This is a genomic window from Curtobacterium pusillum (assembly GCF_007680845.1).
GTDB lineage: Bacteria > Actinomycetota > Actinomycetes > Actinomycetales > Microbacteriaceae > Curtobacterium > Curtobacterium pusillum_B.
In genome coordinates this window covers 227,645-252,076 of the sequence record NZ_VEIY01000003.1, presented here as the reverse complement: position 1 = coordinate 252,076, position 24,432 = coordinate 227,645, and the positions used below count along the sequence as shown (strand labels likewise).

23 protein-coding genes are annotated in these 24,432 nt (G+C 72.6%); 22 read left to right on the top strand and 1 reads right to left on the bottom strand.

Annotated elements, in window-relative coordinates; translation table 11 throughout:
• Positions 1–5: 5 nt before the first annotated feature.
• The 4 genes from metK to FS825_RS08785 all read left to right on the top strand — a co-directional run bounded on the left by metK (position 6) and on the right by FS825_RS08785 (position 5,831).
• Positions 6–1,220, top strand: a complete 1,215-nt coding sequence (gene metK, locus FS825_RS08800) for a methionine adenosyltransferase (protein ID WP_144712155.1) — start codon at positions 6–8, stop codon at positions 1,218–1,220.
• An 8-nt stretch (positions 1,221–1,228) separates the two neighbouring features.
• Positions 1,229–3,211: a primosomal protein N' family DNA-binding protein gene (locus tag FS825_RS08795; RefSeq protein ID WP_144712154.1), complete on the top strand. Its 1,983-nt coding sequence runs from the start codon at positions 1,229–1,231 to the stop codon at positions 3,209–3,211.
• A 371-nt stretch (positions 3,212–3,582) separates the two neighbouring features.
• Positions 3,583–4,638, top strand: coding sequence for an L-threonine 3-dehydrogenase (tdh, locus tag FS825_RS08790; protein ID WP_144712533.1), 1,056 nt, complete (start codon positions 3,583–3,585; stop codon positions 4,636–4,638).
• Positions 4,638–5,831 (top strand): glycine C-acetyltransferase, encoded by a 1,194-nt coding sequence (locus FS825_RS08785; RefSeq protein WP_144712153.1) that lies wholly within the window; start codon positions 4,638–4,640, stop codon positions 5,829–5,831. The genes tdh and FS825_RS08785 overlap by 1 nt, the downstream gene beginning before the upstream one ends.
• Here the strand turns inward: FS825_RS08785 and FS825_RS08780 are convergent.
• The gene (locus FS825_RS08780; RefSeq protein WP_186377148.1) at positions 5,818–6,276 is read right to left on the bottom strand and encodes a DUF4383 domain-containing protein; all 459 of its coding nucleotides are present in this window, start codon (positions 6,274–6,276) and stop codon (positions 5,818–5,820) included. The two genes, FS825_RS08785 and FS825_RS08780, sit on opposite strands and share 14 nt — an antisense overlap.
• A 172-nt stretch (positions 6,277–6,448) precedes the next feature.
• Here FS825_RS08780 and FS825_RS08775 point away from each other — a divergent pair, with 172 nt between their 5' ends.
• From FS825_RS08775 to trpC, 18 genes are all read left to right on the top strand, one after another.
• Positions 6,449–7,477: a LacI family DNA-binding transcriptional regulator gene (locus tag FS825_RS08775; protein ID WP_144712152.1), complete on the top strand. Its 1,029-nt coding sequence runs from the start codon at positions 6,449–6,451 to the stop codon at positions 7,475–7,477.
• Between the two features lie 54 nt (positions 7,478–7,531).
• Positions 7,532–8,830, top strand: a complete 1,299-nt coding sequence (locus FS825_RS08770; protein WP_144712151.1) for an ABC transporter substrate-binding protein — start codon at positions 7,532–7,534, stop codon at positions 8,828–8,830.
• 4 nt (positions 8,831–8,834) lie between these two features.
• Positions 8,835–9,788, top strand: coding sequence for a carbohydrate ABC transporter permease (locus FS825_RS08765; protein WP_144712150.1), 954 nt, complete (start codon positions 8,835–8,837; stop codon positions 9,786–9,788).
• The gene (locus tag FS825_RS08760; protein WP_395885857.1) at positions 9,785–10,753 is read left to right on the top strand and encodes a carbohydrate ABC transporter permease; all 969 of its coding nucleotides are present in this window, start codon (positions 9,785–9,787) and stop codon (positions 10,751–10,753) included. The genes FS825_RS08765 and FS825_RS08760 overlap by 4 nt, the downstream gene beginning before the upstream one ends.
• Positions 10,753–11,865, top strand: a complete 1,113-nt coding sequence (locus FS825_RS08755; RefSeq protein ID WP_144712149.1) for a glycoside hydrolase family protein — start codon at positions 10,753–10,755, stop codon at positions 11,863–11,865. The genes FS825_RS08760 and FS825_RS08755 overlap by 1 nt, the downstream gene beginning before the upstream one ends.
• Complete coding sequence (locus tag FS825_RS08750; protein ID WP_144712148.1) at positions 11,862–12,917, top strand: glycoside hydrolase family 130 protein; 1,056 nt, start codon at positions 11,862–11,864, stop codon at positions 12,915–12,917. Before FS825_RS08755 ends, FS825_RS08750 begins: the two co-directional genes overlap by 4 nt.
• 100 nt (positions 12,918–13,017) lie before the next feature.
• Positions 13,018–15,072 carry an immunoglobulin domain-containing family protein gene (locus FS825_RS08745; protein ID WP_144712147.1) on the top strand — a complete coding sequence of 685 codons (2,055 nt, stop codon included), beginning with the start codon at positions 13,018–13,020 and terminating at the stop codon, positions 15,070–15,072.
• Positions 15,073–15,130: 58 nt separating this feature from the next.
• Positions 15,131–16,066 (top strand): methionyl-tRNA formyltransferase, encoded by a 936-nt coding sequence (locus FS825_RS08740; protein WP_144712146.1) that lies wholly within the window; start codon positions 15,131–15,133, stop codon positions 16,064–16,066.
• A complete protein-coding gene (locus FS825_RS08735) occupies positions 16,063–17,634 on the top strand; it encodes an RsmB/NOP family class I SAM-dependent RNA methyltransferase (protein WP_144712145.1) in 1,572 nt (523 codons plus the stop codon). Before FS825_RS08740 ends, FS825_RS08735 begins: the two co-directional genes overlap by 4 nt.
• Before the next feature lie 124 nt (positions 17,635–17,758).
• Positions 17,759–18,421 carry a ribulose-phosphate 3-epimerase gene (rpe, locus tag FS825_RS08730; protein ID WP_144712144.1) on the top strand — a complete coding sequence of 221 codons (663 nt, stop codon included), beginning with the start codon at positions 17,759–17,761 and terminating at the stop codon, positions 18,419–18,421.
• 101 nt (positions 18,422–18,522) lie between these two features.
• The gene (locus FS825_RS08725; RefSeq protein ID WP_079238914.1) at positions 18,523–18,786 is read left to right on the top strand and encodes a phosphoribosyl-ATP diphosphatase; all 264 of its coding nucleotides are present in this window, start codon (positions 18,523–18,525) and stop codon (positions 18,784–18,786) included.
• A 46-nt stretch (positions 18,787–18,832) separates the two neighbouring features.
• Positions 18,833–19,672 (top strand): ATP phosphoribosyltransferase, encoded by an 840-nt coding sequence (hisG, locus tag FS825_RS08720; RefSeq protein WP_144712143.1) that lies wholly within the window; start codon positions 18,833–18,835, stop codon positions 19,670–19,672.
• Positions 19,669–20,433, top strand: coding sequence for an imidazole glycerol phosphate synthase subunit HisF (gene hisF, locus FS825_RS08715; protein ID WP_186377147.1), 765 nt, complete (start codon positions 19,669–19,671; stop codon positions 20,431–20,433). Before hisG ends, hisF begins: the two co-directional genes overlap by 4 nt.
• Before the next feature lie 61 nt (positions 20,434–20,494).
• Positions 20,495–20,893, top strand: coding sequence for a phosphoribosyl-AMP cyclohydrolase (hisI, locus tag FS825_RS08710; protein ID WP_144712142.1), 399 nt, complete (start codon positions 20,495–20,497; stop codon positions 20,891–20,893).
• Positions 20,890–22,434 (top strand): anthranilate synthase component I, encoded by a 1,545-nt coding sequence (locus FS825_RS08705; RefSeq protein ID WP_144712141.1) that lies wholly within the window; start codon positions 20,890–20,892, stop codon positions 22,432–22,434. The genes hisI and FS825_RS08705 overlap by 4 nt, the downstream gene beginning before the upstream one ends.
• A complete protein-coding gene (locus tag FS825_RS08700) occupies positions 22,431–23,315 on the top strand; it encodes a Trp biosynthesis-associated membrane protein (protein WP_144712140.1) in 885 nt (294 codons plus the stop codon). Before FS825_RS08705 ends, FS825_RS08700 begins: the two co-directional genes overlap by 4 nt.
• The gene (locus FS825_RS18610) at positions 23,312–23,551 is read left to right on the top strand and encodes a DUF6704 family protein (RefSeq protein ID WP_186377146.1); all 240 of its coding nucleotides are present in this window, start codon (positions 23,312–23,314) and stop codon (positions 23,549–23,551) included. The genes FS825_RS08700 and FS825_RS18610 overlap by 4 nt, the downstream gene beginning before the upstream one ends.
• A 16-nt stretch (positions 23,552–23,567) precedes the next feature.
• Positions 23,568–24,353: an indole-3-glycerol phosphate synthase TrpC gene (gene trpC, locus FS825_RS08690; protein ID WP_144712525.1), complete on the top strand. Its 786-nt coding sequence runs from the start codon at positions 23,568–23,570 to the stop codon at positions 24,351–24,353.
• Positions 24,354–24,432: the final 79 nt, after the last annotated feature.

Sequence of the window (24,432 nt, the reverse complement as noted above, 5' to 3'; positions counted from 1 at the left end):
TCGCGGTGACGAGCAGCAACCTGCGCCTCTTCACGTCCGAGTCGGTCACCGAGGGGCACCCCGACAAGATCTGCGACCAGATCTCGGACACGATCCTCGACGCGCTGCTCACGGTGGACCCGCACGCGCGCGTCGCCGTCGAGACGATGGTCACCACCGGACTCGTGCACGTCGCGGGTGAGGTCACGACCTCCGGCTACGTCGAGATCCCGAAGCTCGTCCGTGACGTCATCACGGGCATCGGCTACAACTCGTCCGAGGTGTCCTTCGACGGCCACACCTGCGGCGTCGAGGTGTCGATCGGCGCGCAGTCGCCCGACATCGCCCAGGGTGTCGACGAGTCCCTCGACGCGCGCTCCGGCGCCGGCGTGGACCCGCTCGACCGCCAGGGGGCCGGTGACCAGGGCATCATGTTCGGCTTCGCGACGAACGAGACCCCCGAGTACATGCCGGTGGCCATCTGGTTGGCGCACCGCCTGGCCGAGCGTCTCGCCGCCGTCCGCAAGTCCGGCGAGCTGACCTTCCTGCGCCCCGACGGCAAGACCCAGGTCACGGTCGGGTACGACGGCGTCGTCCCGAAGACCGTCGAGACGGTCGTGCTCTCCACGCAGCACTCGCCGTCCGTGACGCTCGACGAACTCACCGCCGCCGTCACCGAGCACGTCATCCGTCCCGTGCTCGACCAGGTCGACCTCGACTCGTCGCACGTCGACGTCATCGTGAACCCGACCGGCCGCTTCGAGATCGGCGGCCCCCAGGGCGACGCCGGGCTCACCGGCCGCAAGGTCATCGTCGACACCTACGGCGGGGCCTCCCGTCACGGTGGCGGTGCGTTCAGCGGCAAGGACCCGTCGAAGGTCGACCGCTCGGCCGCGTACGCACTCCGCTGGGTCGCGAAGAACGCGGTCGCCGCGGGGCTCGCCGACCGGCTCGAGGTGCAGGTCGCCTACGCGATCGGCCGCGCGAAGCCCGTCGGGCTGTACGTGGAGTCCTTCGGGACCGGTCACGTCGACGACGCCACCATCGAAGCCGCGATCACCGAGGTGTTCGACCTGCGTCCGGCCGCGATCATCCGCGACCTCGACCTGCTCCGCCCGATCTACGCGAAGACCGCGACGTACGGTCACTTCGGCCGCGAGCTCCCCGGGTTCACCTGGGAGCAGCTCGACCGCGTCGAGGAACTCCGCACAGCCGCAGGACTCGTCGCCGCCACCGTCTGAGGCACCGCGTGACCACCGTCGCGCGCGTCGTCCTCGACTCGCCGCTCCCGCAGTTGGACCGTCTGTTCGACTACCGGGTGCCGGCCGAGCTCGAGGACGACTGCGTGCCCGGGGTCCGCGTGAAGGTCCCGCTCCGCACCGGCGCACGGATGTCCGACGCCTACGTGGTCGAGATCGTCACCGAAGGGGAGTACCCGGGGGAGCTCAGCCAGATCGAGGCGGTCCTGTCGCCCGTCCCCGTCCTCGCGCCGGAGATCTGGACCCTCGCGCGCGCCGTGGCCGACCGGGCGGCCGGCGTCGCGTCCGACGTGCTCCGGCTCGCCGTGCCCACCCGGCAGGTGCGGGCCGAGAAGGCGTGGCTGGCACGCGACACCTCGTGGTCGCCTCCCGCGGTCGAGGCCCCGCCCGTCACCGGGTACACCGAGGGCGTCCTGGAGGCGCTGGTCGCCGACCACGGTCGGGCTGCGGTCGCAGCCGTCCCCCACCCGGTCGCGCTGGGTGACGCCGACGCGCCGGTCTGGGTCCCCGGATGGGCCGCGACGCTCGCCCAGACGGCAGCGCACACCGTCGCCGGCGAGCGGTCCGCCGTCATCGCCGTGCCCGACTTCCGCGACGTCACCGACCTCGAGCGGGCGCTCCTCGCGGTGCTCCCGGCGGAGCGGGTGGTCCGGTTCGACGCGAAGCAGACGAACGGGCAGCGGGCGAAGGCGTTGCTGCAGGCCCGGACCCACCCGGTCGTCGCGATCGGCAACCGCACGGCGGTGTACGCGCCGGCGACCGAGCTCGGGCTCATCGCGATGTGGGACGACGGCGACGCCTCGTTCGCCGAGCCCCGGGCGCCGTACGTGCACACCCGCGACGTCGCCCTCGTCCGCGCCGCCCAGTCGGGTGCCGCGCTCCTGTTCGTCTCGCACGCGCGGAGCACCGACGTGCAGCGGCTCGTCGAGCTGCACTGGCTGCAGGAGGTCACCCCCTACCGGGCGAAGACCCCGAAGGTCATCCCGACTGTGCAGCAGACCGGTGCCGAGGGGTACGCGGCGCAGGCCCGGATCCCGAGCTCGGCGTGGCGTGCCGCGCGGGAGGCCAGCCAGCACGGCGCCGTCCTCGTGCAGGTCGCGAGCCCGGGCTTCGGCACGGGGCTGGTCTGCGCCGAGTGCGGCGAGCGAGCGCACTGCCGGATCTGCGGCGGCCCGCTCGGGGCTCCGCACCGCGGTGCCACGCCGCAGTGCCGGTTCTGCGGTGCACTCGCGGTGGGGTTCCGTTGCCCGACGTGCGGCAACGGCACCGTCAAGCCCGTCGGGCAGGGGGCCCAGCGCACCGCGGAGGAGCTCGGGCGCGCCTTCCCCGGCACCCGGATCGTGGTCGCCGACGGGTCCCGTCCGCTCGACGAGGTCCCCGCACGACCCTCGGTCGTCGTCGCCACCCGCGGCGCCGAACCGAGCGTGCCCGGCGGGTACGCGTGCGTGCTGCTCCTCGACGGGGAGCGGATGCTCGCGCGCGAGGGGCTGCGCGTGCAGGAGGACGTCCTGCGCTTCTGGACGAACGCGGCCGCGAAGGGCGCTCCCGGGGCCGAGGCCTACCTCGTCGGCATCGGCGGGAAGCTCGCGACCGCGATGGCCCTCTGGCGCCTCGACGGCCCCGCGCACGACGAGCTCGCGGACCGCCGCGAGCTGCACTTCCCGCCCGCGGTCCGGGTCGCGACGCTGACCGGCACGGACGACGCCGTCAGCGCCGCCGTCGAGGCTCTGGACGGGTTGACCGCCGGGACCGTGCTCGGGCCCGTGCCGGTCGAGGACCCCGCACTGCCCGGGGCGGTCCGCGCGATCGTGCGCTTCCCGTACGCGCACGGGGCCGAGGTGGCGGCGACACTCAAGGCCGAGGTGATCCGGCGGTCGTCGACGCGTCGGGTGCTCCCCGGGGGGAACCGGCGTCGTGCGGCGCCGGCGCTCCGGGCGCGCCTCGACGATGCGGAGCCGTTCAACGAGGTCTGACCCGCCGCCCGTGGTGCCGCAGTTGGCGTGGCGGGGCCGAGCCGCGCCTCCAGGCCGCCCGCGCCGCGCTCCGCGCCCCGCCCCGCGTGTTGCCCGCACGCGTGTTCCGACACCGCGCCCGTCGATCGACGCGTGCTCCGTCGAAGTATGCACGCGCACCGTCTGCGTGCGCATCGTCCGACGTTGCACCTGTCGATCGACGCGTGCTCCGTCGGATCATGCACGCGCACCAGGCCGCCCCCGCGCCGCGGACCACGCCGTGCACGTGACATGCGCGGCCGCCGTGCGCCACCTGTGCCAGGGTGGACGACGGCGGTCACGAGCCGCCACCACCACACATCACGCACGACGAGGTGACGCGGATGACGCCGATGAGGGCGCTGTACAAGCCGGACGCTGCTCCGGGGCTGACCATGACCGAGCGGCCGGTCCCGGTCCCCACCGAGGACGAGGTCCTCATCCGGGTGCTCCGCACCGGGATCTGCGGGACCGACCTGCACATCCGGCGGTGGGACGACTGGGCGGCCTCGGCGGTCACGGCCCCGCTGGTCCCCGGACACGAGTTCTTCGGCGAGGTGGTCGAGGTCGGCTCCGCCGTGCGCGACGTCGCCGTGGGGGACCGGGTGTCCGGCGAGGGACACATCGTCTGCGGCACCTGCCGGAACTGCCGCGCCGGCCGGCGGCAGATGTGCATCCGGACGAGGGGCCTCGGGGTGCAGCGCGACGGGGCGTTCGCGGAGTACCTGACCCTCCCGGGTGCGAACGTCTGGGTGCACCACGGCGATGTCGACCCGGACGTCGGCGCCCTGTTCGACCCGCTCGGCAACGCGGTGCACACGGCGCTCGCGTTCCCCGTCGTGGGCGAGGACGTGCTCGTCACCGGCTGCGGCCCGATCGGCCTGATGGCGATCGCCGTCGCCCGGCACGCCGGGGCACGGTTCGTCGTCGGCACGGACGTCAGCGCGGCCCGGCTGGCCATGGCCGAGGCGATGGGCGCCGACCTCGGCATCGACGTCGGGGGCGGCGACGGCGCCGCGGTCCTCCGGGACGCCCAGCAGCGGCTCGGGATGCGCGAGGGCTTCGACGTCGGGTTCGAGATGTCCGGCGCGCCGACGGCCCTGCCGACGATGGTCGACACCATGAACCACGGGGGCCGGATCGCGATGCTCGGGCTACCGACCGGCGAGATCGCGGTGGACTGGGGCAAGGTCGTCACGCACATGCTCACCGTGAAGGGCATCTACGGGCGCGAGATGTTCGAGACGTGGCAGACCATGAGCTCGATGCTGCAGACGAGCGCGGTGCTGCGGGAGCGCATCGGCTCGATCGTCTCGGCGCGGTTCCCCGCACGGGACTGGGAGCAGGCGTTCGCCACGGCGGCGACCGCGGACGGCGGCAAGGTCGTCATCGACTGGACGGAGATCTGATGTACGGCGCGATCAAGGACCACCTGGCCGCGGAGCTCGCGGGGATCGAGGATGCCGGGCTGACGAAGCGGGAGCGCGGGATCGCCGGTCCGCAGCGCGCCGCGATCGAGGCGGACGGCGTCGACCTGCTCAACTTCTGCGCGAACAACTACCTCGGGCTCGCCGACTCCACGGTGCTCGTGGACGCCGCGAAGGACGCCCTCGACCGCTGGGGGTACGGGATGGCGAGCGTGCGGTTCATCTGCGGCACGCAGGACCTGCACCTCGACCTCGAGCGTCGCGTCTCGGCGTTCCTCGGCACCGAGGCGACGATCCTGTACTCGTCGTGCTTCGACGCGAACGGCGGCCTGTTCGAGGTGCTCCTCGGGCCGGAGGACGCGATCATCTCCGACGAGCTCAACCACGCGTCGATCATCGACGGCGTGCGGCTGTCGAAGGCGCAGCGGTACCGCTACCGGAACCGCGACGTGCAGGACCTCGAAGCCCAGCTGGTCGCCGCCGGCGACGCGAGGTTCCGGGCGATCGTCACCGACGGGGTGTTCTCGATGGACGGCTCGATCGCGCCGCTGGCGGAGATCTGCGACCTCGCCGACCGGTACGACGCGCTCGTCATCGTCGACGACTCGCACGCCGTCGGCTTCGTCGGCGAGCACGGCCGGGGCACCCCGGAGCTCTGCGGCGTCGCGGACCGGGTCGACGTGTACACAGGGACGTTCGGCAAGGCGCTCGGCGGTGCGAGCGGGGGCTACGTCGCGAGCCGGCGGGAGATCGTCGACCTGCTCCGCCAGCGGTCCCGTCCGTACCTGTTCTCGAACTCGCTCGCACCCGTGATCGCCGCGGGGACGGTCGCCGCCCTCGACCTCATCGAGCGCTCGGACGACGCCCGTGCACGGCTCCGGGCGAACGCCGCGCTGTTCCGCTCCCTGATGAGCGAGGCCGGGTTCGAGCTGCTGCCGGGGGAGCACCCGATCGTCCCGGTGATGTTCCACGACGCCGCGCTCACGGCCCGGATCGCGGACGAGATCCAGGCACGCGGGATCTACGTCACGGCGTTCAGCTACCCGGTGGTGCCGAAGGGGCGCGCGCGGATCCGCGTCCAGCTGTCAGCGGCGCACACCGAGGAGCAGGTCGGGCGGTGCGTCGCCGCCTTCAGCGAAGCGCGGGCGGCGGCCGAGCCGGTCAGGCCGCGCTGACGGGCCGGTGGCGCTCGCGCGGGAAGACCACGCCGAGCGCCACCATCCCGATCGAGAGCACGAGGTGCAGCCAGTTGTCCGGCCAGTTCAGCGGGACGAAGTTCGCCCCGAAGTCGTGTCCCGCGGTGAACAGCCCGTAGACCCAGAGCACGAAGTAGACGACGCCGCCGATCACCAGGTACATCCGCGAGCCGGTCGCGTAGCGGGCGGCCAGCAGCCCGACGACGCCGAACAGCAGGTGCACGATGTTGTGCAGGACCGACACCTGGAAGAGCCCGAGCAGCATCGCCATCGAACCGTGCCCCGCGCCGCCCAGGTCGCCGGTGGTGAGGCCGGGGACGAACCCGGCGATCCCGACGAGCAGGAACACGATGCCGACCACGAGCGCGGCCTTCTGGATGCTCGAGCCCGCGTAGCGGTCGGTGGGGGTGGTGACGTCGGTCATGGGGGTTCCTCCTCGGTTGCCGTGCCGCCGACGGTACGCAGCTTCGCCACGGCCGTCCGCAGACCGTCCGTTCCACGTGGTCGAGGGGTTGCGCGGCGGCCCTGACCGTGTGACACTAAACCGGTTCAATTAAACCGGTTCAGACGCAGCGGAGCGTCGGGAGGAGGCGGACGTGGAACGTCGTCCCACCATCACGGACGTCGCCCGCCACGCCGGGGTCTCGAAGGGGCTCGTGTCCCTCGCGCTCAACGACCGGCCCGGCGTGAACGCCGACACCCGTGCACGGATCCGCACCGTGGCGGCGGACATCGGGTGGCGCCCGAACGCGGCGGCCCGCAGCCTCACCAGCCGCCGCACCGCCGCACTCGGGCTCGTGGTCACGCGGGACCCGAGCATCATCGAGACCGACCCGTTCTTCGCCGCGTTCATCGCCGGGCTCGAAGCCGTCCTGAGCGAGCGCGGCCAGGTCCTCGTCCTCAGCGTGGTCCCCGACGCCGCGGCCGAGGAACGCACCTACCGCACGCTCGCCGGTGACGGCCGGGTGGACGGTTTCATCATCACCGACCTCCGCCGCCAGGACCCCCGGGTCGCCCTCGTCGCCGAACTCGGCTCGGTCGCCGTCACGCTCGGCGAACCGGACGTCGCGAGCCCGTTCCCCGCCGTGCGGCGCGAGTACGAACAGGGCATCGACGACCTGGTCCGGTACCTCGCCGGACTGGGCCACACCCGGATCGCGCACGTCGCGGGCAACGACGACATGCTGCACGGGCACGCCCGCCGCGAGCAGTTCGAACGGACGGCCGAGGCGCTCGGCCTCCGCTGGCGCGTCGTCCCGACGGACTTCTCGCCCGAGGCCGGAGCCGCAGCCACGGAGTCCCTGCTCGCCCTCGACCCGGTGGACCGTCCGACCGCGATCGTCCACGGGAACGACCCGATGGCGATCGCGGGCATGGCGGTCGCCCAGCGGCTCGGGTTCCGGGTGCCGGAAGACGTCTCGATCTCGGGCCTCGACGGCTCGCAGATCGGTCGGCACGTGTACCCGGCGCTCACCACGCTCGACAACGACCCGGCGGAGTGGGGTCGCGTCGTCGCGGCCACGCTCCTCGACCTCGTCGACGGTGAGGACCCCGTCGACCGCACGCTCACCCCGGCACGGCTCATCGTCCGGGGTTCCACAGCAGCACCGCGCCACCCGGCCTGAACACACCCGGCCCGAACACACCCGGCCTGAACACACCCGACGAAGGAGTCACCCATGCAACGTCGCATGATCGCCATCGGGACGGCAGTCGCCGCCACCGCCGCTCTCGTCCTCACCGGATGCTCCGGAGGCAGCGACGCCTCCTCGAGCGACGCGATGAAGGCCAAGGGGCCGATCACCATCTGGTACTCGAACAACGAGCAAGAGGTGCAGTGGGGCAAGGCCGCCGTCGCCTCGTGGAACAAGGACCACCCGGACGAGCAGGTCAAGGGCCAGGAGGTCCCGGCCGGCAAGAGCACCGAAGAGGTCATCGGCGCCGCCATCACCGCCGGCACCACCCCCTGCCTGGTCTACAACAACCTGCCGGCCGCGACCGGGCAGTTCCAGAAGCAGGGCGGCCTGGTGGACCTGTCGAAGTTCCCCGGAGCCGACGCCTACATCGAGAAGCGGTCCGGCGACGTGGCGGACCAGTACAAGTCCGCCGACGGTGACTTCTACCAGATGCCGTGGAAGTCGAACCCCGTGATGATCTTCTACAACAAGGACCTCTTCGCCAAGGCCGGCCTGAGCACCACCGACCCGAAGCTCGCCACCTACGACGAGTTCCTGGCCGCGGCGCAGAAGATCAAGGACTCCGGCGCCGCGCCCTACGCGATCTACCCGACGCCGACGAGCGAGTTCTTCCAGCCGAACTTCGACTTCCTGCCGCTGTACGCGGCCGAGACCGGTGGCAAGGGCATCGCGACGAAGGACAACAAGGCGACCTTCGACGACCAGGCCGGCTACGACGTCGCGAACTTCTGGAAGACGGTCTACGAGAAGGGCTACGCCGGCACCGAGCAGGTGCAGGGCGACGCCTTCGCCACCGGGAAGGCCGCGATGGCGATCGTCGGCCCCTGGGCCATCGCGTCGTACAAGGGCAAGGTCAACTGGGGCAGCGTGCCCGTCCCGACCAAGGACGGCACCGCAGCCGACCAGACGTACACGTTCCCCGACGCCAAGAACGTCGGCATGTACTCGTCGTGCAAGAACCAGGGCACCGCGTGGGACTTCCTGAAGTACACGACGAGCAGCGACCAGGACCGGGCACTGCTCGACACGACCGGCCAGATGCCGATCCGTAAGGACCTCGCCACCACCTACGCCGACTACTTCGCGAAGAACCCGACGTACAAGGAGTTCGGCTCGCAGGCCGCCCGCACGGTCGACGACCCCACCGGACCGAACACGATCGCCGCGCTCCAGGGGTTCCGCGACTTCTACACGAAGGCCGTGATCTCCGGTGACGGCGACCTCAAGAAGCAGCTGCAGCAGGCCGCGACCAAGTTCACCCAACAGGCACAGCAGAAGTGACGCCGTGACCACGCAGACCGCTCCGCCACGCGGCGCCCGGCCCGGCACCACGCCGGGCCGGGCCCCGCGCCCCGCCCTCCAGAAGGTCCTCGGGCGCAACCCGCTCGGGTGGCTCTTCAGCGCCCCCTACCTGGTGTTCGTCCTCGCGATCTTCGCCTGGCCGGTGTGCTTCGCCGTGTACATGTCCTTCAAGGACTACTTCTTCGCCGCCCCCGGCGTCTCCGTCGACCGACCGTGGGTCGGCCTGCAGAACTACGTGCAGGTGTTCCAGGACCCGCAGGTCCTGCAGTCCTTCCGCAACGTCGCCGTGTTCCTCGTCATCAACGTGCCGCTCACGGTCGTGCTCGCCCTCGTGCTCTCGGCCGCGCTCAACAGCGTCGTCCGGTGGTCCACGTTCTTCCGGGTGAGCTACTACGTGCCGTACGTCACCGCGAGCGTCGCGGTCGTCGGCGTGTGGCTGTTCCTGTTCAGCCAGAACGGCGTCGTCAACAGTCTGCTCGGGCCCCTCGCCCCGAGCCCGTCCTGGCTGAGCAACTCCGCGCTCGCGATGCCGATGATCGCGGTCTTCGTCACGTGGAAGCAGCTCGGGTTCTACATCCTCCTCTACCTCGCCGCACTGCAGAACGTGCCGAAGGAGCTGTACGAGTCCGCCGCCACGGACGGCGCCGGACGCATCCGGCAGTTCTTCTCGGTGACCGTCCCCGGCGTCCGGCCCGCGACCGTCCTCGTGCTGCTGCTCAGCACGGTGATCGGCGCGAACCTCTTCACCGAGCCCTACCTGCTCACCGGTGGTGGCGGCCCGAACGGGGCCTCGACGAGCCCCGTGCTCCTCATCTACCAACAGGGCATCCAGCAGGGACACCCCGGGTACGCGGCCGCCATCGGCATCGTCCTCATGGTGGGCGTCCTCATCATCGCCTGGCTGCAGAACCGATTCGCCGGAGGGCGAGACCGATGACCGACACCACACCGATGGCGGACACCACCGCCCCCGCGACCGCGACCGTCGTGCCGGGCGCCAGCCGCGCCTCCAGGGCCAGCACCGGCACCCCGAGGCGGAAGCGACCACGACGCATGGACGGCGTCAGCCTCACCCGCGGGCAGGCCGCGCTCCGCTTCGCGGTCCTTCTCGCCGGCGCGATCGTGTTCCTGTTCCCCTTCTACTACATGGTCATCGGCTCGCTGCAGCGGGAGCCGGACACGTCGCTCGCCGGCGCGTTCCCGAACCCCGCGAACATCGACCTGCACAACTTCAGCACCATCAACGACCGGGTGAACCTGCTGCAGGGACTGCTCAACTCGGGCATCTTCACGGGCGGCGTCCTGCTCTGCACGGTCGTGTTCGGCCTGCTCGCCGGGTACGCGCTCGCCGTGCTGCAGTGGCGGGGCCGGGGCGTCACCTTCGCCCTCGCGCTGCTCGTCCAGGTCGTCCCGTTCCAGCTGCTCATGATCCCGCTGTACGTGCTCATCGCCCGCGACTACGGGCTCAGCGACAACTACCTCGGCATGATCCTGCCGTTCGCCATCAACTCGGCGGCGGTCGTCATCTTCCGCCAGTACTTCCTGCAGATCCCGCAGGAGATCTTCGACGCCGCCCGCATCGACGGCGCCGGCGAACTCCGGGTGCTCTGGAACGTCGCCCTGCCGCTCGTCCGCCCGGCGCTCGTCACCGTCGTCCTCGTCACGTTCATCGGCCCCTGGAACGACTTCCTCTGGCCGTTCCTCATCACCAAGGAGGCCTCGATGCAGCCGCTCGCGGTGTCGCTCGCCAACTACATCTCGAACGTCGCGTCGTCGACCGCCAACCCGTACGGCGCCATCCTCGCCGGCGCCGTCGTCCTCGCCGCCCCGGTCGTCGTCCTGTTCATCGTGTTCCAGCGGTACTTCATCGCGACGGACATCGGATCGGGGGTCAAGGGCTGATGGAGACCCTGACCCGGGCGGCGCTCGCCGCCGACCTCGACCGCGCGCTCCGACACACGAACGCCCTGACCGACCGGATCTCCACCGACGACTTCTCCGCCCACTACGACGATCCACCGCCCTGGATGATCGGCCCCTTCCACCGCGACCCGACGCTCACCTTCACCGCCCCGGAGTGGGCCGACCCGACCGGCATCGGCTGGACCGCGTCGAGCATCTTCAACCCCACCCTGGGCATCGCCCCCGACGAGCGGGGGACCGCCGTGCTCGCCGACGAACGGGGCCAGGAGGCGCGACACGCCCTGCACCTGCTGTACCGGGCGTCCCCGCGGAAGGAGTCGACCTCGTCCCGGATCGGGCACGCCGTCCTGACCGCGGACGGCTGGGTCGACGACGGCGCGCCGGCCCTCTGGCCCACCCTGCCGAACGAAGCGCTCGGGGTCGAGGACCCCAAGCTCTACCGCGCCGAAGGTCGCTGGTGGTGCTTCTACAACGCGATCTGGGACACCAGGGGCACACCCGAGCGGGCCACCCACCCGGCTGCCGGTGACGTCGGCTGCGACATCATGCTCGCCGTCTCCGACGACCTCGAGCACTGGGAGAAGACCGGCATCGTCGTGCCGTACGACGTCTCCCACCTGTGGGCGAAGGGTGCCGTCATCCCACGGGACGACCGTGGCCACGCCGTCCGCACCGGCGGCGAGTACCGCATGTACGTGTCCGAGGGGTGCGGTGGCCGCCTCACCGTCGGCCACTCCGACGACATGCGGCACTGGACCTTCACCCACGAGGACTACCTCGACGTCAGCGCCCTCGGCCCACAGCTGCACGAGGTCGCCTGCGCCGTGGTGGACGGCGACCGACTCGTCCTCGACTTCTTCCACGCCGACCCCTCCGGAGCGTTCGCCGCCGGCCAGGCCCTCTACGACGTCGCCGAACCCACCAGGCAGCTCGACGTGCACGCCGGCGGTTCGCTCGCGTGGGGCGGTCTCCTCCGCTGGCCGGGGCCCGGCGCCGCACCCGGCGACCCCGGCGAGCGCGTCTTCGCCCAGGGGTGGGACGCGCCGCCCGACAGCCGCACGATGTACCTGTACCGAGAGGCCGCACGATGACCGACTTCCCCTACGCACTCGAACGCATCGGCGTCGTCATGGAACCCCTCGCCGACGAACCCCTCGAAGCCGAGGGCGTGCTCAACCCCGGCAGCGGACGCGGTCCCGACGGCACGCTGTACCTGCTGCCCCGCCTGGTCGCCACAGGCAACGTCTCCCGCATCGGGATCGCCCGCGTGATCGTCGAGGACGGCGTCCCGACCGGCGTCGAGCGGCAGGGGGTCGTGCTCGAGCCCGAACGCTCGTGGGAGGTCGGCGCGGTGAACGCCGGCGTCGAGGACCCCCGCACCACCTGGGTGCCCGCCCTCGACCTGCACGTGATGACCTACGTCGCGTACGGGCCGCTCGGACCGCACACCGCGGTCGCCGTGTCGTCCGACCTCCGGTCCTGGCGACGCCTCGGCCCCGTCCGGTTCGGCTACGACGACGCACTCGACGTCGACCTCGCCCTCTACTTCAACAAGGACTGCGTCTTCCTGCCCGAACCCGTCACCGCACCCGATGGCACCACGAGCCTCGCCGTCCTGCACCGCCCCGCGTGGGACCTCTCCGAGATCCGCCCGGGCGAGGGCGTGCACCCGCCGTCCTGGGTCACCGACACCCGACCCTCCATCTGGATCTCGTTCGTCCCGCTCGACCGCGTCCGCGAGGACCTCGGCGCGCTCGCCGAGTGGCGCGGACACCGGGTGCTCGCGTCGCCCGAGGCGCCCTTCGAGGAACTCAAGATCGGAGCCGGACCCGCACCGGTCCGGGTCCCCGAGGGCTGGCTCCTGCTGCACCACGGCGTCACCGGCGAACTCGTCGGCTCGCTCGCCCAGCAGCAGGGTGTCAACTACGCCGCCGGCGCGATGATCCTCGACGCCGACCGTCCCTGGGAGGTCGTCCGGCGCACGAGCGAACCGCTGATGACCGCCGACACCGAGGACGAACGGTCCGGGATCGTCCCGAACGTGGTCTTCCCGACCGCGATCGAGGAGATCGACGGCGTCCGCCACGTGTTCTACGGCATGGCCGACTCGAAGATCGGCGTCGCCCGGCTCGTCCGACGCTGACGCTGACGCTGACGCTGACGCTGACGCTGACCACCGCACCGCACCGCACCGCACCGCACCGTCACGCACCACCACCGCACCACCGACCGAGGAGCATGCAATGTCGCATCGCACCACCACCGTCGCCGCGCTCACCGCGGCCGTCGTCGTCGCCGCGAGCGTGCTGACGACCCCCGCCGCGGCACTCGCGGCACCGACCGCCGAGGGAGCCGGCACCGCCGGGCACCCGACCAGCACCCTCACGAACCTGGACCACCTCGACTTCCTGCTCGACGACGTCCCGCTGCTGCCCGGCGTCCCCGGCCACACGACCTACGACCAGGCCGGCGACCCCACCGCCCGCGCGCCCTGGGTGTACGCCGACCGGGACGCCGACGGCACCTACCGACGCGTGGGCGGCGGCACGCTCGACCCCGCGACCGGACACTGGGGCCAGGGGGCCTTCGACGCGGACGACATCAGCCGCGCCGCCGTCGTGTACGTCCGCGCCTGGCAGCAGCAACGCACGCCCGGGAGCCTCGACACCGCCCGCGAGCTCCTCCGCTCCTTGACCTACCTGCAGACCGCCACCGGCCCGGACGCCGGCAACGTCGTGCTCTGGCAGCAGTCCGACGGCACCCTGAACACGAGCCCGACGCCCCCGGACAGCCCCGACCCCTCGGACTCCGCCGACTCGTTCTGGACCGCCCGGACGATCTGGGCACTCGGCGAGGCGTACCCGGCGTTCCGGCACACCGACCCCGGGTTCGCGCGCTTCCTGCAGGACCGCCTGCACCTGGCAGTCGGAGCACTCGACCGCGGCTCCCTCGCCGAGTACGGCCGGTACGACACCGTGAACGGCTCGCGCGTCCCCGCGTGGTTGATCGCCGACTCCACCAGCGCCACCGCCGAGGCCGTCCTCGGGCTCAGCGCCTACACCGCAGCAGTCCCGACCGACCGCGACGTGCGAACCGTGCTGCAGCGCGAGACCGAGGGCGTCGCCGCCATGCAGCGCGGCGCGACCGGCACCTGGCCCTACGGAGCCGTCCTGCCGTCCGCGACCTCCCAGTCCACCTGGAACGCCTGGGGCGGGATGGCTCCGGCCGCCCTCGCCCGCGCCGGGTCCGTCCTGCACCGGACGGCATGGGAACGCGATGCCGAGCAGGCGACCGCCCAGTTCGGCACGCAGCTGCTCACGACCGGCGGGCCCGACAACGGCTGGACCCCGACCCCGTTCGACCTGACGCAGATCGCCTACGGCGCGGACTCGCTCGTGCAGTCGTTCACCGCGACGGCCGACGCCACCGGCAACCGCGGACAGGAGGCGCTCGCCGGGATCGCAGCGTCGTGGTTCTTCGGCGCGAACCCGGCCGGCGTCCCGGTGTACGACCGGACCACCGGAGCGTGCGTCGACGGCATCGCGGCGGACGGCACCGTCAACCGGGGCTGCGGCGCCGAGTCGGCGATCCACACGGCACTGACGATGCTCGCGCTCGACGCGCACCCGGCGATCCGTGCGACGGCGACCGGCATCGACGGGCGCTCGACCGTGCACGGCATCACGACGGTGGAGGCCGAGTCCGGCACCCTCGCCGGCGGCGCCGCGGTCGTGCAGCACCCCACCGCCTGGACCGGCTCCGCCAACTGGTCGGGATCGGCGTCGGTGCACGCGACCGCCGGCGGCAGCATCACCGTCACGCTGCCGGCCGGGCACGGTCCCGTGGTGCTCGCGCCGGTCGTGTCGCGTCAGGCCGGACCGGCCGGCACGACGACGTGGACGACCTCCGGTCCCGGTCGTCCGACGACGCTCGGGCGGACGCCGAACGGCGGGGCGGGGGAGCAGGGCACGGCGCCCACGTCGACGGTGCTGCGACCGCTCACGCTCGGCGCGGTCGTCCCGGCGCAGGTCACCTCCGTCACGGCGCGCGTGGCGTCCGGCTCCCTCGACCTCGACGCCGTGCTGGTCCAGCCCGTCGTCGCCCACCTCGGACTGACGGGAGCGCGTCCGCTCGACCTCGTGGTCGACAGCACCGGGTCGGCGCGCGCCGGCACCGTCACGGGCGCGTCCGGACGCACGGCCTCGGTGTACGCGGCCGACGGGCGGCTCGTCCGCACCGTCCACCTCCGCTCCGACGCAGTACCGCTCGCGCGCGCGGGTTTCACCGTGGTCCGCTGACCCGTCGTCCGCAGTCGCCGGCACGACCGGCGGCTGCGGACGTGGGAGGATCGAACCCATGCGTCTCGTCGTCGCCGGCAGCCCCGCTGCGGCCGTCCCCACCCTCCGCCGACTCGCGGCGTCCGAGCACGAGATCGCCGCGGTGCTCACCCGTCCGGCGACCGCGCAGGGCCGGAAGCGCATCCTCACGCCGACCCCCGTCGCGCAGGTGGCGTCCGAGCTCGGGCTCCCGGTCATCGAGGCGTCCCGGGTCGATGACGCGGTCACCGCGCGGATCGCCGAGCTCGACGTCGACCTCGGTGTGATCGTCGCGTACGGCGCGCTCCTCCGTCGTCCGGCGCTCGACGCCCCGCGGCTCGGCTGGGTCAACCTGCACTTCTCGGACCTCCCGCAGTACCGCGGCGCCGCCCCCGTGCAGCGCGCGGTGATGGCCGGCGACACCCGCACCGCCGCGACCGTCTTCCACCTCGTCGAGGCGCTCGATGCCGGCCCCGTGTACGCGAGCGACCCGTTCGACATCGACCCGGAGGCGACCTCCGGCGAGGTCCTCGCCGCCATGGCCGAGTCCGGTGCGTCGACCGTCGCGCGGGTCGTCGACGACATCGCCGCCGGCGCCGCCGTCGCCACCGAGCAGACCGGCGAACCGACCCTCGCCCCCAAGCTCACGATCGAGGACGGCCGCATCGACTTCGCCGCGCCGGCCGCCGTCGTCCACGCCCGCCTCCGCGGCGTCACACCAGAGCCCGGCGCGTACGCCCACCTCGGAGACACCCGCGTGAAGCTGCTCCGCAGCCACCGACTGCCTGGAGGCGCGGCAGACCCCGCCCCGTCCCTCACCCCCGGCGCACTGGCCGTCCAGGGCGGTCGGCTCTTCGTCGGGACCGCCGACGACCCGCTCGTGCTCACCCGGGTGCAGCCCGCCGGCAAGCAGGCGATGGACGCCGCCGCCTGGGCCAGGGGCCTCGGCACGCTCGACGGCAAGGTCCTCGCATGAGCGCCGCGACGAAGGGGCAGCGCCGCAACCACGGGCCGCGGCAGACCAGCGCTCGGCGGGTCGCGTTCGACGTGCTCCGCGCCGTGCAGGTCGACGACGCGTACGCGAACCTCCTCCTGCCGACACGCATCCGTCGGGCCGGCCTCTCCGCGCGCGACGCCGCGTTCGCCACCGAGCTGACGTACGGGTCGATCCGGATGCTCGGTCGCTACGACGCGATCGTCGCCCTCGCCTCCGGTCGACGCCTCGACAACATCGAGTCGGACGTGCTCGACGTCATGCGGCTCGGGGCCCACCAGCTCCTCGGCATGCGCACACCCACCCACGCGGCGGTCGCGGCGACGGTCGAACTCGCGCGCGAGATCGGTGCCCACCGGGCCACCGGGTTCGTCAACGCCGTGCTCCGCAAGGTCGCGGCGCGCACCGACGACGAGTGGGACGCCCTGATCACCGAGGGCCGCGGTGGCGACGCCCTGCTCGCCGCCCGGTGGTCGCACCCGGTGTGGGTGGTGTCGGCGCTCCGTGACGCCCTGGCGGCCGAGCGCTCCCGTGACGAACTCGCGGCGCTTCTCGCGGCGGACAACGTCGCGCCGCGCGTGCAGCTCGCCGCGCTGCCGGGGCTCGCGACCGACGAGGACGTCGCGGCCGCGATCGCCCACGCCGCCGGACCCGATCCGGAGGCGGCCGTCGAGGACGGGCCGGACGCCGACGACGCGACCGCAGCCGCGCCTCCCGTCCGCACCGCCGACCACCCGGACGCCGACGACGCGACCGCAGCCGCGCCTCCCGTCCGCACCGCCGACCACCCGGAGACCGTGACCGACCTGCCGGTCTCGCCCGTCGGCATCCGCGGCATCAGCGGCGACCCGGCCCGCGTGCCCGGCGTCAGCGCCGGGCGGCTCCGCGTGCAGGACGAGGGGTCGCAGCTGGCGGCGCTCGCGCTGAGCCGGTCCTCCGCGGTCCGGCCGGGGGAGCGCTGGCTCGACCTGTGCGCCGGACCCGGCGGCAAGGCCGCGTTGCTCGCCGCCGAGGCCGCCCAGGGCGGAGCCGCACTCGTCGCCAACGAACTCGTGCCGGCGCGGGCAGGGCTCGTGCGGAAGGCCCTCGCGGGGTTCGGCGACGACGTGACCGTGGTCGAGGGCGACGGTCGACGCTTCGGGCGCGACGGAGCGGGCGTGACCTTCGACCGGGTCCTGCTCGACGCACCGTGCACCGGGCTCGGGGCACTCCGGCGTCGCCCGGAGGCACGGTGGCGGAAGCAGCCGGAGGACGTGCCCGAGCTGGCGGCGCTCCAGGCGGAGCTGCTCGACGCTGCGGTCCGGGTGCTCGCCGTCGGTGGGACCCTGGCGTACGTGACGTGCTCGCCGCACCTGGCGGAGACCCGCGGGCAGGTGGACGCGCTGATGGCGCGTCACGGGGGTGCGCTCGAGCAGCTCGACACCGCGTCGGTCGTGCGTTCGGTGGCCGCTCGTGACCCGCAGGTGGCGGACGGGAACACCGTGCAGCTCTGGCCGCACCGGATCGGCACGGACGCGATGTTCATCGCGCTGTTCCGCCGCGTCGCCTGAGCCCCGGCGCCGCCCGTCGAACCACGAAGACGACGTCGAACCGACTCCGGTTCGTGGTTCGATGTCGGGTTTCTGGTCCCGAGTACCGGGGGAGCGCTGGCGCCCGCGCCGGTAGGGTTGGTGGGTGACGATCCGCATCTCGCCGAGCATCCTGTCCGCCGACTTCGCGAACCTCGAGCGCGAGCTCCACCGCATCGAGACCGCCGATCTGGTGCACGTCGACGTGATGGACAACCACTTCGTGCCGAACCTCACCCTGGGCCTGCCGATCGTGCAGCGCCTGCAGCAGGTGTCCCCGGTGCCCCTCGACGTCCACCTGATGATCACGAACGCCGACACCGAGGCCCCGAAGTACGCCGAGACGGGCGCGTCGAGCGTGACCTTCCACTTCGAGGCGGCGGACGACCCGGTGGCGACGGCCGCGGCGATCCGCTCGAACGGTGCGCGCGCGGCGGTCGCCGTGAAGCCTGGTACCCCGATCACCCAGGTCCTGCACCACCTCGACGCGTACGACATGATCCTGCTCATGACGGTCGAGCCCGGGTTCGGTGGCCAGTCGTTCATGCCGTCGGTGATGCCGAAGCTGGCCGACGCGCGCGCTGCCGTCGATGCCTCCGGTCTCGACGTGTGGCTCGAGGTCGACGGCGGCATCGCGGTCGACACCGTGCCCGAGGCCGTCCGGAGCGGCGCGGACACCCTCGTGGCGGGCTCGGCGGTCTACGGCGGCGAGCCGGCCGCGCGGATCGCGGACCTCCGCGAGGCGGCGGCCGCGGCAGCACGCGCGTGACGACCGACACGACCGACGTGACCGGCGGTGCGGGGGCGAGCCGCGCCTCCCGTCCGGACGGTACGTCCGCCGCGCACGCGCCGGACGGTAGCCTGGTCGGCGTGAAGACGTTCGACGACCTGTTCCAGGAGCTCACCGAGAAGGCGCGCACGCGCCCCGAGGGCTCCGGCACCGTCGCCGAGCTGGACGCCGGCGTGCACCAGATCGGCAAGAAGATCGTGGAAGAGGCAGCCGAGGTCTGGATGGCGGCCGAGTACGAGGGCGACGAGCGCACCTCGGAGGAGATCTCGCAGCTCGTGTACCACCTGCAGGTGCTCATGATCGCGAAGGGCCTCACCCCGGCGGACGTCTGGCGACATCTCTGATCCGCTGATCAGTCGCCGACCCCTCCACCAGAAAGCAGACCACCTGATGCTCCGCATCGCCGTGCCCAACAAGGGCTCCCTCTCCGAGACCGCCTCCGAGATGCTGCGGGAGGCCGGGTACGCCGGTCGTCGCGACCCGAAGGCACTCCACCTGCTCGACGAGCGGAACGGGGTGGAGTTCTTCTTCCTCCGTCCGCGCGACATCGCCACGTACGTCGGCTCGGGTGCCCTCGACGTCGGCATCACCGGCCGTGACCTGCTCCTCGACTCCGGGTCCGCGGCGCACGAGGTCGACGCGCTCGGCTTCGCGGACTCGACGTTCCGCTTCGCCGGCACCCCCGGTCGGTTCAGCTCCCTGCAGGACCTCGACGGCGTGCGGGTGGCGACGAGCTACCCCGGTTTGGTCGGGGACTTCCTCGCGAAGCACGGCGTCACCGCGACGCTCGTCAAGCTCGACGGCGCGGTCGAGAGCGCCGTGCGCCTCGGTGTCGCGGACGCCGTCGCCGACGTGGTCTCGACCGGCAGCACCCTGCGGCAGGCCGGGCTGGAGATCTTCGGCCCGGTCATCCTCGAGTCGACCGCGCTCCTCGTCTCGACCGACGAGTCGATCCCCGGCATCGACGTCCTGCGCCGCCGTCTGCAGGGCGTGCTCGTCGCCCGCGGCTACGTGATGCTCGACTACGACATCCCGACCGCCCTGCTCGAGCAGGCGACGGCGATCGCGTCGGGCATCGAGTCCCCGACGGTGTCGCCGCTCCACGGCCGCGACTGGTCGGCGGTCCGCGTGATGATCCCGCGCGACGACGCGAACCTCATCATGGACGCGCTCTACGACCTCGGCGCCCGGGCGATCCTGGTCAGCCCGATCCACGCCGCACGCCTGTGACCGGGGTGTCCGTGCGGGTCATCCCGTGCCTCGACGTCAAGGGCGGTCGCGTCGTCAAGGGCGTGAACTTCCTCGACCTGCAGGACGCCGGCGACCCCGTCGAGCTCGCGGCGCGCTACTACGAGCAGGGTGCGGACGAGCTCACGTTCCTCGACGTCGGCGCCACGGTCGAGAACCGCTCCACGATGTACGACACCGTGACCCGGACCGCCGAGCAGGTCTTCATCCCGCTCACCGTCGGCGGCGGGGTGCGGAGCGTCGACGACGTCTCCCGCCTGCAGCAGTGCGGCGCGGACAAGATCGGCGTGAACAGCGCCGCGATCGCCCGCCCGGAGCTCGTCGGCGAGATCGCGGACCGCTTCGGCGCGCAGGCCGTGGTGCTCTCGCTCGACGTCAAGCGGTCCGACCGGATGCCGTCCGGCTTCGTCGTCACGACGCACGGGGGGCGGACTGAGTCCGACCTCGACGCGATCGCGTGGGCGCACGAAGCCGTCGAACGCGGCGCGGGGGAGCTCCTGGTCAACTCGATCGACGCGGACGGCACGAAGAACGGGTTCGACCTCGAGCTCGTGGCCGCGGTCCGTGCGGTCTCCTCGGTGCCGGTCATCGCGTCGGGAGGCGCGGGTCGGATCGAGCACTTCGCCCCCGCCATCGACGCGGGTGCGGATGCCGTCCTCGCCGCGTCCGTCTTCCACCGTGGCGAGATGACGGTGGGCGACGTCAAGGACGCGCTGCGCGCGTCCGGGCACGCCGTCCGCTGATCCACCGCCTCCTGCGGATCCGGCGCCGTCCGCCGGTCCGCCGCCGTAGGCTAGGAGCCTCATGACCGACAGCACCAGCACCAGCATGGACGCGGTCCTCGACCGCGCGCGGTTCGGTGCGGACGGGCTGCTCCCCGCCGTCGTGCAAGAGGAGTCGTCGAAGGACGTCCTCATGCTCGGCTACATGGACCGGGAAGCCCTCCGCCGCACCCTCACCGAGGGACGGGTGACCTTCTGGTCCCGCTCCCGGAACGAGTACTGGCGCAAGGGTGACACCTCCGGGCACGCGCAGTACGTGCGTGCCGCGGCGTTCGACTGCGACGCCGACACGCTCCTCGTCACCGTGCAACAGGTCGGGGCCGCGTGCCACACCGGTGCGCACCGCTGCTTCGACGTCGACCCCCTCGATCCCGTGACGGCGTCCGCGCCGACCGATCCGGCTGTGGGGGCGACCCGATGACCACCGCGACCCTCTCCGACAAGCCGCACACGACCTCCAGGCCGGAGTTCGACAGCCTGCTCGGCGCGCACCGTGTCGTCCCGGTCGTCCGCGCGCTCTACGCGGACAGCGAGACGCCGGTCGGCGTGTACCGCAAGCTCGCGGACGGCCGTCCCGGCACGTTCCTGCTCGAGTCGGCCGGACAGGGCGGCCTCTGGTCGCGCTGGTCGTTCGTCGGCGTGCGCAGCTTCGGTGTCCTCACGCAGGACGGCGACCGTGCCGCGTGGATCGACACCGGCATCCCGGCCTCCCGCGCCGTCGACTCGCTCGATGGTGAACCGCTCGAGGTGCTCGCCCGCCTGCACGAACGGTGGGCGACCCCGCGCATCCCGGGCACCCCGCCGCTGGTCGGCGGGACCGTCGGGTTCATCGGGTGGGAAGCCGTGCGGCAGCTCGAGCACCTGCCGAACGTGCCCCCGGCCGACTTCGACGTGCCGGGGCAGGCGCTCGCCTTCGTGTCCGAACTCGCCGCGCTCGACCACCGCACCGGGCTCGTCCTGCTCGTGGCGAGCGTGCTGAACGACGGCACCGACGACCCCGAGACGCTCTGGTCGGACGCGCAGACGCGCCTCGACCGGATGCAGGCGGACCTCGTGACCCCGAGCATCGCGACCGTGGCCGAGGCGTTCGACATCGCCGAGCCCACCCCGACGCACCGCTCGACGCCGGCGGAGTACCAGGCCTCGGTGGAGCGGTCGAAGGACTTCATCCGCGACGGGGACGTGTTCCAGGTCGTCATCTCGCAGCGCTTCGACCACGAGGTCACGGCCGACCCGCTCGACGTCTACCGGGTCCTCCGGACGCTGAACCCCAGCCCGTACATGTACTTCCTCGCGCTGGCCGACACCGCCGACGAGCGCTTCTGGATCGTCGGCGCGTCGCCGGAAGCCCTCGTGAAGGTGCAGGCCGGCCGGGCCATCACGCACCCGATCGCCGGGTCCCGTCCCCGCGGCGCCACCCCGGAAGAGGACGTCCGGTTCGGGGACGACCTGCTCGAGGACCCGAAGGAGCGAGCGGAACACCTCATGCTCGTCGACCTCGCCCGCAACGACCTGCAGAAGGTGTGCGAGCCGGGGACCGTCGCAGTGACCGAGTTCATGACCGTCGAGCGCTTCAGCCACATCATGCACCTGGTGTCGAGCGTCGAGGGCGCGGTCCGACCGGACGCCTCGGCGATCGACGTCTTCCGGGCCACCTTCCCCGCGGGGACGCTCTCGGGCGCGCCGAAGCCGCGCGCGCTGGAGATCATCGACGAGCTCGAGCCCGCCAAGCGCGGGGCCTACGCCGGCGTGGTCGGGTACTTCGACTTCGCCGGTGACGCCGACCTCGCCATCGCGATCCGGACGGCGCTCATCAAGGACGGCGTCGCCCGTGTGCAGGCGGGCGCCGGGCTGGTGGCCGACTCCGACCCGGAGACCGAGCACATCGAGGCGGTCAACAAGGCCGCGGCACCGCTCCGGGCCGTGGCGACCGCGAACCGCATGCGCGAGGTGCGCTCGTGACCGCCCGCCGCTCCCGCCCCCTCGTCGTCGTCGCTGGCCTGATCGTCGCCGGCATCATCATGCTGTCGTGGACCCAGACGTGGTTCACCGTCCACCTGCACGCCGGTGCCGCCGTGACCTCGAAGGTCGACGCGGACGGTGCGGCCGCGGTGCCGCAGTACACGGCCCTGGCGATCGCGAGCCTCGCGCTGTTCCTGGCGATGACGATCGCGGGCGGGGTCGTCCGCATCGTGCTCGCGTGCGTCGAGGTCCTGCTCGGCCTCGGCGTGGTCGTGTCCGGCATCACGGCCCTGGCCGACCCGGTCGCCGCAGCGAAGGGCGCGGTGGGCGACGTCGCGGGGGTCAGCGACCTCTCGGCGGTGCGCCGTGCCGTGTCGAGCGTGGACGTGTCGGCGTGGCCGGTCGTCGGGATCGTGGGCGGCGTGCTCGCGGTCCTGCTCGGTGTGGTGGCGCTCGTCGTGCAGCGGTCGTGGCCGGGCCCGAGCCGCAAGTACGGGGCCGCGACGGCCGGTGCTGCTGCCGATGCGCGGGCGGCTGCGCCGGTGGTGCGGGACGCGGTCGTGGACTGGGACGACCTCAGCGCGGGCGTGGACCCGACGGCGGGGCCGGCGGTGGAGCCCGGCGAGGCCGGCGAGGCCGGCGCGTCCGGTGGTGCCGGGGTGTCCGGCGGTGCCGGGGTGGCCGGCGACGCGGGGGTGTCCGGTGGTGCCGGGGCCTCCGGTGGTGCCGGGGCGTCCGGTGGTGCCGGGGTGTCCGGTGGTGCCGGGGTGTCCGGTGGTGCCGGGGCGTCCGGTGGTGCCGGGGTGTCCGGGGATGACCCGGTAGGATCGACGGGACGCCGGTCGAACGACGGCGCCGGAGCAGAACGAGGAGCACCGTGAGCAACACTGAGCCCGCAGAACTCGGCGAAGGCCACTCGCCGGCAGCCTGGACCGCCGTCGTGATCATGTTGATCGGATTCGCGGCCGGCACGCTGTTCTTCTGGTTCGACGTGGCAGCGGGCGTCTGGGCCTCCGCAGCCGTCGTGCTCGTCGGCCTCATCGTCGGTGCCGTCATGAAGAAGGCCGGCTACGGCGTCGACGGCCCGAAGTTCGTCCCCAAGCACCACGCCGAGTAGGTCCGACATGCCGAACGTGCTCGAGACCCTCGTCGCGGGCGCGCTCGAGGACGCCGCCGCCCGTCGCATCGACCGTCCGTACTCGGACGTCGAACGCGACCTCGACCGTGTGGCGTCCCCGTTGGACGCGCTCGAGTTCCTGGCCCCCGGCGACCGCGTGAAGATCCTCGCCGAGGTCAAGCGCGCCAGTCCGTCCCGCGGCTCGATGGCCACCATCGCGGACCCCGCCGCCCTCGCGGGGGAGTACGAGCGCGGCGGTGCCTCGACGATCAGCGTGCTCACCGAGGGGCGCAAGTTCCTCGGCACCCTCGCCGACCTCGAAGCCGTCAAGGCGCGCGTCGGTGTGCCGGTCCTGCGCAAGGACTTCATCGCCGACCCGTACCAGGTGATCGAGGCCCGGGCGTCCGGTGCCGACCTGGTGCTGCTCATCGTGGCGGCGCTCGAACAGCAGCAGCTCGTCGAACTGCACACGCTGGCGGAAGAGCTCGGCATGCGGGTCCTGGTCGAGGCGCACTCGGCGGACGAACTCGCCCGCGGGATCGACGCCGGCGCCCGGATCCTCGGGGTCAACGCCCGGGACCTGACCGACTTCTCGCTCGACCGCGACCTGTTCGGCTCCCTCGCCGACCGCATCCCCGCCGGGGTCGTGCGCGTGGCCGAGTCCGCCGTCGCCGGTCCGGACGACGTCGCCCACTACCGCGCTGCGGGTGCGGACGTCGTCCTGGTGGGGGAGGCGCTCGTGACGGGCGAGGACCCTGCCGCCACGCTCGCGTCCTTCATCGCGGCCGGCGACCGCGGCTGACGGCGGCGTCCACCCATCCCGCTCGGTCCGCCGGGCTCGTCCCAGTCCGGTCCGCCGGGCTCGTCCCGCCCGGTCCGCC

Excerpts from the sequence above, each read along its gene's own strand:
- tdh (WP_144712533.1), top strand. The coding sequence starts at position 3,583 with ATGAGGGCGCTGTACAAGCCGGACGCTGCTCCGGGGCTGACCATGACC.
- FS825_RS08785 (WP_144712153.1), top strand. The coding sequence starts at position 4,638 with ATGTACGGCGCGATCAAGGACCACCTGGCCGCGGAGCTCGCGGGGATC.
- FS825_RS08780 (WP_186377148.1), bottom strand. The coding sequence starts at position 6,276 with ATGACCGACGTCACCACCCCCACCGACCGCTACGCGGGCTCGAGCATC.
- FS825_RS08770 (WP_144712151.1), top strand. The coding sequence starts at position 7,532 with ATGCAACGTCGCATGATCGCCATCGGGACGGCAGTCGCCGCCACCGCC.
- FS825_RS08760 (WP_395885857.1), top strand. The coding sequence starts at position 9,785 with ATGACCGACACCACACCGATGGCGGACACCACCGCCCCCGCGACCGCG.
- FS825_RS08755 (WP_144712149.1), top strand. The coding sequence starts at position 10,753 with ATGGAGACCCTGACCCGGGCGGCGCTCGCCGCCGACCTCGACCGCGCG.
- FS825_RS08750 (WP_144712148.1), top strand. The coding sequence starts at position 11,862 with ATGACCGACTTCCCCTACGCACTCGAACGCATCGGCGTCGTCATGGAA.
- FS825_RS08745 (WP_144712147.1), top strand. The coding sequence starts at position 13,018 with ATGTCGCATCGCACCACCACCGTCGCCGCGCTCACCGCGGCCGTCGTC.
- FS825_RS08740 (WP_144712146.1), top strand. The coding sequence starts at position 15,131 with ATGCGTCTCGTCGTCGCCGGCAGCCCCGCTGCGGCCGTCCCCACCCTC.
- FS825_RS08735 (WP_144712145.1), top strand. The coding sequence starts at position 16,063 with ATGAGCGCCGCGACGAAGGGGCAGCGCCGCAACCACGGGCCGCGGCAG.
- hisG (WP_144712143.1), top strand. The coding sequence starts at position 18,833 with ATGCTCCGCATCGCCGTGCCCAACAAGGGCTCCCTCTCCGAGACCGCC.
- hisI (WP_144712142.1), top strand. The coding sequence starts at position 20,495 with ATGACCGACAGCACCAGCACCAGCATGGACGCGGTCCTCGACCGCGCG.
- FS825_RS08705 (WP_144712141.1), top strand. The coding sequence starts at position 20,890 with ATGACCACCGCGACCCTCTCCGACAAGCCGCACACGACCTCCAGGCCG.